10 protein-coding genes are annotated in these 11,732 nt (G+C 44.9%); 9 read left to right on the forward strand and 1 reads right to left on the reverse strand.

Annotated elements, in window-relative coordinates:
* Nucleotides 1-99: 99 nt before the first annotated feature.
* The 9 genes from holA to trmB all read left to right on the forward strand — a co-directional run bounded on the left by holA (nucleotide 100) and on the right by trmB (nucleotide 10,859).
* On the forward strand, nucleotides 100-1,122 hold the full coding sequence (holA, locus tag AAA943_RS05535; RefSeq protein ID WP_338223234.1) for a DNA polymerase III subunit delta: 1,023 nt from the start codon (nucleotides 100-102) through the stop codon (nucleotides 1,120-1,122).
* Nucleotides 1,123-1,262: 140 nt separating this feature from the next.
* Nucleotides 1,263-4,259 carry a tetratricopeptide repeat protein gene (locus AAA943_RS05540; protein ID WP_338223235.1) on the forward strand — a complete coding sequence of 999 codons (2,997 nt, stop codon included), beginning with the start codon at nucleotides 1,263-1,265 and terminating at the stop codon, nucleotides 4,257-4,259.
* Nucleotides 4,256-5,965: a TonB-dependent receptor gene (locus AAA943_RS05545; protein ID WP_338223236.1), complete on the forward strand. Its 1,710-nt coding sequence runs from the start codon at nucleotides 4,256-4,258 to the stop codon at nucleotides 5,963-5,965. Before AAA943_RS05540 ends, AAA943_RS05545 begins: the two co-directional genes overlap by 4 nt.
* 67 nt (nucleotides 5,966-6,032) lie before the next feature.
* A complete protein-coding gene (locus tag AAA943_RS05550; RefSeq protein WP_338223237.1) occupies nucleotides 6,033-6,857 on the forward strand; it encodes an SPOR domain-containing protein in 825 nt (274 codons plus the stop codon).
* A 1-nt stretch (nucleotide 6,858) separates the two neighbouring features.
* Complete coding sequence (locus AAA943_RS05555; RefSeq protein ID WP_338218799.1) at nucleotides 6,859-7,548, forward strand: MotA/TolQ/ExbB proton channel family protein; 690 nt, start codon at nucleotides 6,859-6,861, stop codon at nucleotides 7,546-7,548.
* 1 nt (nucleotide 7,549) lies between these two features.
* A complete protein-coding gene (locus AAA943_RS05560) occupies nucleotides 7,550-7,942 on the forward strand; it encodes an ExbD/TolR family protein (protein WP_338218798.1) in 393 nt (130 codons plus the stop codon).
* Nucleotide 7,943: 1 nt separating this feature from the next.
* Entirely contained in the window at nucleotides 7,944-8,903 is a 960-nt protein-coding gene (locus AAA943_RS05565) for an energy transducer TonB (protein WP_338223238.1), read from the forward strand.
* Nucleotides 8,904-8,906: 3 nt separating this feature from the next.
* Nucleotides 8,907-10,196, forward strand: coding sequence for a bifunctional folylpolyglutamate synthase/dihydrofolate synthase (locus AAA943_RS05570; RefSeq protein ID WP_338223239.1), 1,290 nt, complete (start codon nucleotides 8,907-8,909; stop codon nucleotides 10,194-10,196).
* The gene (gene trmB / locus AAA943_RS05575; RefSeq protein ID WP_338223240.1) at nucleotides 10,197-10,859 is read left to right on the forward strand and encodes a tRNA (guanosine(46)-N7)-methyltransferase TrmB; all 663 of its coding nucleotides are present in this window, start codon (nucleotides 10,197-10,199) and stop codon (nucleotides 10,857-10,859) included.
* Here trmB and AAA943_RS05580 read toward each other — a convergent pair.
* Nucleotides 10,849-11,730 (reverse strand): 3-hydroxyacyl-CoA dehydrogenase, encoded by an 882-nt coding sequence (locus AAA943_RS05580; RefSeq protein ID WP_338223241.1) that lies wholly within the window; start codon nucleotides 11,728-11,730, stop codon nucleotides 10,849-10,851. The two genes, trmB and AAA943_RS05580, sit on opposite strands and share 11 nt — an antisense overlap.
* Nucleotides 11,731-11,732: the final 2 nt, after the last annotated feature.

Here is an 11,732-nt window from a genome sequence, read left to right on the forward strand (position 1 = left end):
AAAGGTAAACCCCGAAAAGGAAATCAAAGTTTATTTCAGGTGATTTTGTACCCAAATGAAGTGGGCTATTATCTTTAAGGTCCGGAGATTTCAAAGAATATGGCCCATACCCCAGAAGCTGTTCTCAAAGACCTGAAAGCGAATAAGTTTGCCCCGATATACTTTTTGCAGGGCGAAGAACCTTATTTTATTGACTTGATTTCCGACTTCATTGAAAAGCATGCGATCCCGGAATTTGAGCGAGGATTCAATCAGCTGGTGATTTATGGCAAAGATTCCCCGATGAACGTTGTGCTGAGTAATGCACGGAAATTTCCCATGATGGCCGAGCGGCAGCTGGTCCTGGTCAAGGAGGCGCAAAGTATTCCCGATTGGGGAAAAGAAGACGCTCAAAAGCTGTTGATGGGCTATTTGGCTAATCCCTTGCCCAGTACCATATTGGTTTTTGCGCATAAGCATAAAAAGCTGGACGGAAGGTCAGCCCTGAAAAAGGAACTGGATAAAAAAGCTGTATTCGTAGAATCCGAAAAAGTCAAAGACTGGAAACTGATTGAGTGGGTTGAGGGCTATTTCAGAAGTTTGGGCCATCAGATTGATGCTAAGGCTGCTCAGCTGCTGTCCAATTCTATTGGCAACAACCTGGAAGTGATGACCAATGAAGTGGGTAAAATGCTGATTAACTTCACAGAATCCACGACTTTCAACTCGGATCATATTTCCAAGTACATCGGGATCAACAAAGACTACAACAATTTTGAACTCACCAAGGCCATTGGGTTTAAAGACATTGCCAAAGCCAATCAAATCATTCATTATTTTTTACAAAATCCAAAAGCCCATCCTGTTATTCCCATTTTTTCCCTCTTCTACTCCTATTTTTCCAAAATCGCCCTGATTCACAAATCCGGTATCTCCTCGGAGTCCCAAGTAGCCAGTACTATTGGGGTTCACCCGGTCGCTTCGAAAGAATATTGGGTAGCAGCCCGAAACTACAATTTGGGCAAGGTAATTGATGTATTCGGCTATATCAGGGAAGCGGATGTTCGCTTCAAAGGAGTAGACTCCGGCAGCATGACTGAAGGGGAAATCCTCCGAGAACTGGTGTACAAGATTTTGCATTGATCCAGCCAATTGTCATCCTGGCAATCAAGCCAAATTTCACTCCCCATTCCCTGTTTTGCTTAGGTGGTTTTGGAATGAATTCGAAATCATTGCAGCTCCCAGTCGAATTTATGTGACTTTATTAAACCAACTGTAAACGCATGAAAAACTGCCTTTTCGCCTTGTTGGGCCTAAGTGTGAGCCTTAGTGTCTCTGCCCAATCGACCTTGTATCAGTCCGGCAGCCAAGTCTATTTGGATCAGAATCTGGAATTTTTTGACAAACAGCTTTTTTCCGCTTCTTCCTTCGAAAACTCCAGACTTCTCCGGCACGCCACGCTATCAGGCGAGCAGCAAAAGTCAGCCGAACTCTACCTGGCCATGAGTGCCTTGGAGCTGGAAAGCCCAGCAGGACCCGGATTGATGAAAGCCTATATCCTCGAACATGGAAAGCACCCTTCAGTGGCCATGGCGGGCTTGTATCTGGGAGATCATTTTTTCTACAAAAGAAACTACAAGGAGTCAATTGAAGCATTTGAATGGATACAGCCTGAGAGTCTTAGCCCTTCAGAGCGGGCGGATGTTTTGTTCAAACAGGGCTATTCCCATTTTCAGCTGAAGGACTACAATAAAGCGGCTCCATTCTTTGATCAGGCAAAAGGTCTGAATCAACCCATCAGTGCGGATGCTTATTACTACAGTGGGTTTATCGCCCTAGAGCAAGGAAACAACACCAAAGCCATAGCTGACCTTCAGGCCGCATCCAAATCTTCAGAATACGCCACCAAAGTTCCTTATCTCTTAACTGCGCTGTACTATCAGCAGGGAGCATACGATCAGGCGATCAGCTACGCAGAACCGCTATTGGCTTCCGGTCAAAATCTGGATAGGAGAGAGACTATTCATTTGTTTCTGGCTGAGTCCTACTATGCCAAGAAAGATTTTGCCAACGCTTCCAAAAACTACGACGCTTTTATCAATGCAAAAAAAGGGACGCTTTCCCGCGAAGAAGTGTACAAGGCGGGTATTTCTTTCTTCGAAACCGGAAATTACCAAAGAGCCACAGACTACCTCAAAGTATCCGCATCCGCAACGGATGAAATCGGTCAGGCATCCAGTTTTTACCTAGGTCATGCCTATTTGAAATTGGATAATTATCCTTTTGCATCAACCAGTTTTCAAGCTGCATCCAAGGCTAGTTTCAACCGACAAATCCAGGAAGAATCCCTGTTCAATTATGCCAAAACCAATCTTCAGAGAGGGAGTTTCCAAACGGCTATTTCGACCCTTGACGAGTACCTGGATACCTATCCCTCTGGAAAATTCAAGGGGGAGGCTGAGACCTTGCTTTCTGAGGCCCTGATCAATACCAATGATTACCTGCGTGCGATCGAGCAGATGGATAAAATCCGCACCAAATCCCCCCGTATCCAAAGTGCCTATCAGAAGGTGGCTTTTTATCAAGCCATGGTTTATTACAGAGACCAAAAGTTCAAGCCAGCCCTTACTTACTTGGATAAGTCACAGGCTTTTCCGGTAGATCGGGATTTGTTTTTGGAAACGCATTTTTGGAAAGGAGAGATATTGACTGCAGATGGTAACCTGCCTCAGGCCATACGCGCCTATGAGGCGGTGAGAGCACTCAATCCGGCAAGCAATCATCCCTTTTTGATCAAGACCCACTATGGTTTGGGCTATGCTTATTTCAACTCCAAGCAGTATCCTAAAGCTGAGGAACAGTTTAGAGCTTACACTCAAAAACTCCAATCTGCTTCGGAAAAGCAATATTACGACGATGCTCTGCTCCGGCTTGGGGATTGTCAGTACGTGCAAAAGAAGTTTTCCGAATCAGAAGCGACCTTTTACAGGGCAATCAGTGAGCAAAATTCAGGTATCGATTATGCCTATTTCCGACTGGCGGTAGTACAAAACTTTCAAACCAAAAATATGGAGGCACTTTCCAATCTGGATCGGCTGATTTCTGGATTTCCATCCAGTTTGTACAGGGAAGATGCGATGTTTCAGAAAGGGCAGATTAATCTGGAGGAACTGAGGTATCAAGAAGCTTCACGAGCGTTTACCGATCTGATCAGTAGCAGGCCTAATTCTCCATTTGTGCCATTTGCTCTGGAGGGCAGGGCAGTGGCCAATTTCTCCCTAAGAAATTACGAGCAGACCATAGCCGACTACAAATCCATCATCGATCAGCACCCCAATTCCCAAAACTCAGAGACAGCACTAAAAGGGCTTCAGGAAACTTTGGCTTTGCAGGGTAGGTCTGCCGAATTTGGCGATTACCTGTCTCGCTATAAGAATTCCAATCCCGGTGCTGGGAATGTCCAATCTCTGGAGTACGAAGCAGCTAAAAGCTTGTATTTGGATAAAAACTATGCTCAGGCAGCCCGAGAATTTGAAAGTTACCTTCGTTCGTATCCCCAATCTGCACAAAAGGCCGATGCACTCTACTTTGCAGGGGATGCTTTCCTTCAGGCAGGAGATACGGAACGTGCTTTAGGTTTCTTTAAGCAGCTTGAACGGGAACCTGCCTCTCCTCAGCGGGTAAGGGCCATGCAAAAAATGGGAGTTTTGGCCTTGGAAAAAGGGGACTATGCAGCTGCAATTCCTTATCTGGAAACCGCTGCACAGAATGCCAGAAACAAAGTCGAAGAAGCTGAAGCGGTCCAAGGTTTGATGATTGCGAATTTTGCTGTTGGGAAATATCCGGCTGCTATTACCTATGCTGACCAATTGGCGACTCTGGACGGAATTCTGCCAGAAACTACCCCTACAGCCCTTTTGACCAAGGCAAAAGCCCAAAAACAGCTCAGACAACTACCTGCTTCCGAGGCCACGTTGAAAACTTTGATTGCTGATTTTAAGACAGTGCAAGGTGCAGAAGGATTATATCTTTTGGCACTTTCCCTTCAGGAGAAGCAGGAATATCAGCAATCCAATGATGCCATCTTTGAAAATTCAGGTCCTTTTGTGGATTATGGGTATTGGTATGGAAAGATGTTCCTACTGCTGGCTGATAACTTCCTCAAAACCGGAGAGCAATTCCAAGCTAAGGCTACTCTGGAATCCATCGTGGAGAATTCCAACGATCCAGAAATCAAAGCAGAAGCTGAGTCCAAACTTAAAACGCTGAACCAACTATGAAAATGAGGCTCTTGATTTTCCTCCTGACAGGAACGACCCTCTTGGGCATTTCTTCACTTCAGGCTCAAACCCAGCAAAGAGGAGAGGTGCAGGATCAGGAATTTGTGATCCGAAAAGACCGGGTTTTGACCGTGCCTACACAGCCTAGATCTTTTGAACGCTTGCCAGTCCTGCCTCAGTCGCAAGGCATGCAGGATTTTGTGTACAACATGACTCCTTATTTTCTGACCATTCCTGCACTACAGGTACAGCCTACAGCGGTGCAAAAGAATTACAGAAAACCGAATTTGGATCTCTATCCGGGTTTTGTCAGAGCTGGATATGGGAATTTTGCTTCTCCTTTGCTGGAAGCAAGGTACATGTCTACCAGCTCGGACCCGATCAATTTTGCGGTTGGTTTCAAGCATCAGAGTTTTGGAAAAGGGCCCGTGACAATTCAGGAGGAAGAAAGTCCGGAGTCTCATACTGTCCTTAGTGGAGATATCAGCTATTTTCTGGAAAGTGCAGAAGTTTTCGGAAGCATGAAATGGGCTCAGGATAAATATTCCTTCTATGGAGTTGATCCCAACTTCGTTTCAGAGGATCCGATAGAAATCATCCAGGGCAACGTTCAAAATCACTTTCAGATAGCTGCAGGAATACGGGATATCCAAAAAGTGGGTCCATTGGGCTACGAGGCACAGGTTAGCTTCAGAAATTTCAAAGACAGTTATTTAGCCAGGGAAAATGAAATAGGCATTTCCGGCCTGGTCAAATTCAACCCTGCAGCCGATTGGTCTGGCAGTTTAGGCTTGGAGTACTTCTCCACCAATCCTGAAGATTCCACCTATCAAGTGACCAGAAATTATTTTGCGATTCGACCTCGGGTCAATTATACCTATGGAGATTTCAGGTTTTCAGCAGGATTGAATGTGGTTTCAGAAAATGACTCCATTCCTGATAAATCCAGTGATTTTCGGATTTTCCCTGTTTTGAAAGCCAGTTACCAATTCGCAGAAGAGTTTGGCTTTTATGGAGAGTTTTCAGGGGACGTTCAGCGAAACACTTACTTTTCCTTTGTTCAGGAAAATCCTTTTTTGGGCCCAAGCGATCAATTGCTGAATACTGTCAATAATTATAAAATAGCTGCCGGTATTGAGGGGCAATTTCAGGGAGTATTTCACTATCGAGCAGGGATAGATGTGAGCAGATACAATCAGCTCCACCTTTTTGCCAATTCCGAATCGGATACGGCAAGATTTGAATTGGTCTATGATAATCGGTCCACAGTGGCCAATCTAAATGCAGAATTAGGTTTTAAGTTTTCAGATACGTATACGTTGGGTACTCGTCTCGACCTGTATCAATACGACTTGTCTGTTCAGCAAGAGGCTTGGCATCGACCGATTTGGACTTTTTCGGTCAACAATCAAATCAAGCCTGTTGAAAAATTACTTATTCAGGCCAATCTGAACTTTATGGGAGGAATCAAGGCGAGAGGAGATGCAAGTATACGGGCTATTTCTCCTCCGGAAATTGAACTGGTATACGAGACAATTAATCTGAAAACGATAGCTGATCTACAACTCAAGGCTGATTTCAAAATCACCGACCGAATTTCTGTATTTGCAGAAGGAAACAACCTGACCAATGGAAAGAACATGAGATGGCTTAATTATCCTGTGCGAGGTGTACAGCTGATCGGTGGAGCCAGCCTTAAATTCTGAATATCCTGAACAAAGGGTTGGGCTTTCCATTCCTTTGGGTTAGTTTCGTAGCTTTTCCAGACTGAAGATGAATACAAAAGGATCCGATAAAAAGCAGTGGACTGATCCCAAAGATTTTGGATTGCCATGGGTGGAGATTAAACCTTTGCAAGCCAATCCAAAGAAGAATAGAAAACCGGTTGAATCTTTTAGTGCAGAGGCAATTCAAAATCCTGTTCAGGCAGAAATAGAAAAGCCAATTAGTTCGGTTTCCACTGAAAAAAAAGAAAGCAAAAAAGTAGCTGAGTCTTTTTCAAAAGCTTCGCCGTCTACACCAGTTCAGGACAAAAAGAAAGGTACTCCGACATGGGCTTGGCTCGTTTTTGTCCTTTTCGCAGCCATCTTCGCAGTGTTGGTGTGGCAAATATTATTACAGACAAGACAGACTGATTCACCAGTCACCACGAATTCATCCTCAGTCCAGGAGGTCAAGGATACTCCATCTACAGAACAGATGCAACCTGAAATCACTTCTAATGAATCTATTCAACCTGCTGATAATGAAGTAGCTAAAGTAGAAGAGGTTCAAGTTTCAGAGAATAATCCACCAGCCGCTCAATCTGGTACAACAATTGCCCAGAATATCAGTGGAAATTTGATCCGTATAGAATCTCAGGCAGAAAGGCCGCAGTACTTTATTATCGTGGGCAGTGTGCCATCAGAAGCTGACGCATTAAAGCTGATTCCTGACTTTCAGGGCAAGTCTTCGGAGGTGTATCTGATATCACCTTACACTGAAAGTAAAAATTACAGGGTGGCCATAGGAAAGTTTACCAGCTTCCGAGCTGCTGCTGAGAAACTCGACGAGATCAAATCCCAATATTCCGAGGAATTGTGGATTTTGAAATATTAATATGACCCTTCTCCAAACCCTATCCGTGGACAGCTTGTCCACAGCAGACAGCCTGGCACTAGAGGCTACCAAAGAAAACATCGGATTGCTCGACCTGCTCATCAAGGGCGGTTACATGATGATTCCCCTTTACCTGTTGTTTGTCTTGGCTATTTTCATTTTTGTGCAAAAACTGCTCACGCTGAAAAAGGCTGCCAAAACTCCAGCCCACTTGTTGGACCAGGTAAAAGTACTGGTACAAAGTGGGCAGATTGAAAAAGCCAAGGCACTGTGCATGGGAGAAAATACCCCTGTGGCCAACATGATTTCCAAAGGAATTGAGCGAATAGGCTCTCCATTGAAAAACATCGAAGTCTCTATCGAAAACGTAGGGAAAATTGAAATCTATAAACTCGAAAAGAATCTCGGTCTTCTGGCCACCGTTGCCGGGGCTGCGCCGATGATCGGCTTCCTTGGGACGGTGACGGGTATGATTCAGGCATTCATTTCCATCGCGCAGGAGGAGGGGATGGTCTCTCCCAAATTACTTTCCATGGGTATTTATGAAGCCATGATCACGACGGCTACAGGTCTTGTGGTGGGTATTATCGCTTATTTGGGTTACAATTATCTGGTTACCCAGGTTTCCAAATTGGTTCACAACATGGAGTATACTTCTATTGAATTCATAGACCTTTTGCAGGATAAATAAGATGGGACTTCAGCAGAAAAACAAAGTAGAAGCAGCATTTAGTATGTCCTCCATGACGGACATTATCTTTCTGTTATTGATCTTCTTCATGTTGACCTCTTCCTTCATTACTCCATCAGGGCTACCGGTCAATCTGCCATCGAGCGAGACTTCAGACATTGTGATGCAGGAAGTTACCGTATCAGTGACCAAGGATCTCCGCTATGCGGTCAATGACCGGGTCGTATCGAGAGATCAGTTGAAGTCGGAATTGACTACCTTACTGGAAGGAAAAAAAGGACAGGTAGTTTTGCACATCGACAAGGAAGTTCCCGTAGAACACTTAGTGGAAATAGGCGGAATCGCTGCAGGATTGGAAGCGAATGTGTCTATAGCCACTCAACCCTATAAATAAGATGCAAGCCTGGAATACCGATCAGATAGAAAAAGACAGTAAAAGAAAATCCACGGTAATCACCATCGTGATCAATGTTCTTTTGCTTTTGGCTTTCTATTTTATCGTGGTTTGGAAACAGCCCATTCCTCCTTTGCCCACCTATGGTTTGGAGTTGAATTTGGGTTTTTCTGATACAGGATCCGGTAATCGAAACAGTCCCAATCCTCCCTCCGAGACTCCCTCTCAAAGCACTGAACAGGCCGCAGCCGGAGAAATAGCCCAGGCGGTGACTCAACCTGCTACTCCTGCACCCAGTCCTCAGACCCAAACTGCAAAACCAAAGACTAGCTCCAAACCTGCTGCAAATCAGGCAGTGACTACCAAGCCTTCTCCTATCAAAGGAGAGGAAAAAGCCGCTGAGCGGACCAAAAAACCAGAACCGACCAAAACCGAACCTGCAAAAACGGTAACCACTCCGGCCAAATCAGACGCTGAAACCACTACCCAAAAAGCACCTGAACAACCCAAAATTGACCAAAGAGCGATCTTTGGAGCGGGGGGTACATCAGGCAAAAGCTCAACTCCCGCCTCCGGTGGGGCTCAGGGTAGTAGTAATGCCAAAGGGGACGAAGGAAAACCAACCGGAACCGTGGATGGTAGAGCCATTATGGGCGAGGGCAGTGGCAAAGGAACCAATTCGGGTTCGGGCTATAGTTTGGATTTGGCGGGTTGGGATTTTGCTTCCAGACCGAATATCAATGACCAAGTTTCTACCCGAAACGGACGGATTGTTTTTAAAATCACCGTGGATGATGCTGGGCGAGTGGTACAGGCGGTTCCATTGGAATACAATGTCTCCAACGAAGTGCTGGCCTATTACCGTCAGGTGGTCAATCAGATTTCGTTCAAGAAGTCGGGAGGAACAGCTGCAGCCGATTTTTCTACAGGAAAAATCACCTTTTTGATCAAGGTAGATTAATTCATGAACTACCAAGAAACGCTGGATTACCTTTACCAATCCCTTCCCATGTTTCAGCGCGTGGGAGATTCCGCTTTCAAAAAAGATCTGGGGAATACGCTCGCTCTTTGTTCTCACCTTGGGAATCCGGAACAGAAATTCAAATCCATTCATGTCGCAGGAACCAATGGAAAGGGGAGCACATCTCATACTTTGGCGGCAATTTTGCAAGCTGCGGGATATAAAACAGGCCTTTACACTTCCCCTCATCTTAAGTCCTTTACCGAGCGGATCAAAATCAACGGACAGGAAATTGAAGAAAGTGCCGTCGTTGATTTTGTAGCGGAAAATCGACAGTTTTTGGAGAATCTTAGGCCTAGTTTTTTTGAAATGACGGTGGGAATGGCCTTTTGGTATTTTGCCAAAAACGAGGTGGACATCGCCATCATTGAAGTAGGGATGGGGGGTAGGTTGGATAGTACCAATGTGATTTTGCCCGAATTGTCCCTAATTACAAACATTGGCTATGACCATCAGCAGTACTTGGGGGAGACTCTTCCATTGATAGCCGGTGAAAAGGCAGGAATCATCAAATCAGGTGTGCCTGTGGTCATCAGTCAAACTCAGGATGAGACCACTCCTGTATTTCTACAAAAGGCCAAAGAAATGGGGGCTACCCTCATTTTCGCCGATCAGATAATCAATGTAGAAAGGGTAACTTCTGAAGTTAAGGGAATAGCGAAATACTTGATTTTGGACAATGGAAGGCAATTTCACCTCGAATTTGGCCTTCTGGGAAATTACCAGAAATACAACCTACCGGGAATAGTGGAAGCTGTGAATCAGTTGAAGCTCATGGGATGGGAGATTTCAGATGAGGCCTTTATCCAAGGTTTGAGGGAGGTGTCTTTCATGACTGGATTAAAGGGACGTTGGCAAATACTTGGGGAGAATCCTACCATCATTGCTGATACCGGGCATAACGAACCTGGAATTCGTGAAATTTTGGCTCAACTTAAGACTTATTCTTTCCATCAGTTGTGGATGGTAATCGGGATGGTTCAGGATAAGGATGTGAGAAAAATCCTCGAAATTCTCCCCAAAGACGCTCAATATGTGTTTTGCCAGGCGACGATTCCCCGTGCTATGCCAGCCGATATTTTAGCTCAGAAGGCACAAGAAGCAGGATTGAAAGGATCAGTGATTCCTTCTGTCAATGAAGCTTTGGTTTTTGCCCAAAAAAATGCCCAAAGTCATGACCTGATATTTGTGGGAGGGAGTACTTTTGTGGTCGCAGAAATCGACGACCTCTAGATGAGCAGAAAAAAACTGGTTCGTTTTGCTGAAAACGAGAAAAACCCTAATGTAATCCAAGCCGGAAAACCGCTTTTTGAAACTATTAAGGGCAACTGGCACGAAGTCCAATTTCAAAATCAAAATCCTATCGTAGTGGAATTGGCCTGTGGAAGGGGAGAGTTTACCGTGGGATTGGGAAGAGAGTATCCCCATCAGAACTTTATCGGAGTGGATATCAAAGGAAGCCGAATTTGGAAAGGAAGTTCCACGGCTGCTGCGGAGGGACTAAACAATGTGGCTTTCCTGAGAACCCAAATCCAAAATCTGGATCAGTTTTTTGCTGAAGGAGAGATAGCTGAACTTTGGATTACTTTTCCCGATCCATTTCCAAGGGATGGTGATGAAAAGCGCAGACTTACTTCACCCAAGTTTCTGGAGATGTATAAGCCCATGATCAAAAAAGAAGGCCTGGTTCATTTCAAGACTGACAACACCGGACTTTTTGACTATACCTTGGAGCTGGTTCAGGGCCGAGAAGATATTGAGGTGATCGCCTTTACCCATGACTTTTATCAAAGCGAGATGAAAGATGACCACCATGGAATCAAAACGCGCTACGAGAAGATTTTTTCAGATAAGGGTGAGAAGATCAAGTACCTCAAATTTCGATTTAAAGTATAAAGTCTTTCGACTTGTACGCTGGATGAGGGTACTGGTAAAAACCTTCTCCGGATTTTTCTCCCAGTTTTCCGTGGTCCAGATATTTCTCTTTCAAGAGCTTCGCAAATGCCTGAGAGGCTGCATCAGGAAGCTTGTGAGTCACATGCCAGGCTGTATCGAGACCAATGGAGTCCAATATGCCAAAAGGTCCCATTGGCATGTGAAAATTGACCATCCAGGATCGGTCCACGTCTTCGATGGAGGCTACTTCCTTGGTCAGGAGTTTCCCAGCCGCACCAATGAGGGCCATGAGCATGGTGTTGAAAATGTATCCTGGATTCTCTTTTTTCACCAATACAGGCACCTGATTGAGTTTTCGACCCAGTTCCTCAAGCATAAGAATCATTTGAGGATCAGTACCCGGATGGGGCATGATGTCTACTACTCTGGAATAGAACACATCATGAAAGTGAAAGGCGCAAAAACGGGCTGGGCGACCTGAAACTTCAGCAAACATGGAGGGGAGCAGATAAGAGGTATTGGTCGTGAACCAGGTCTTTTCAGGGGCCAATGTTCCAAACTGCTTCCAGACTTTCTTTTTGACCTCAATTTCTTCGGTGACGCTTTCGTTGATGAAATCGGCATCTTCCAAGGCTTTTTTTGGATCTAGGGTAAATTCAATTTTCCCCAGAACTTCAGGAATTGCTTTTTCCTCCAACTGTCCCGCTTTGACTAGTTGATGGAGGATTTTTTTCATGGTATGAAGGGAAAAATCCAGAGCCTTTTGGGTGAGATCATAGACCTTCACCTCAAAGCCGGAAAGGGCTGATTGCAAAGCTACTCGAGAGCCCAAGGTTCCTGCTCCGAGAATACAGATTGTTTTGATATTCATGG

It is taken from the genome of Algoriphagus confluentis (genome assembly GCF_036245625.1).
Taxonomy (GTDB): domain Bacteria; phylum Bacteroidota; class Bacteroidia; order Cytophagales; family Cyclobacteriaceae; genus Algoriphagus; species Algoriphagus confluentis.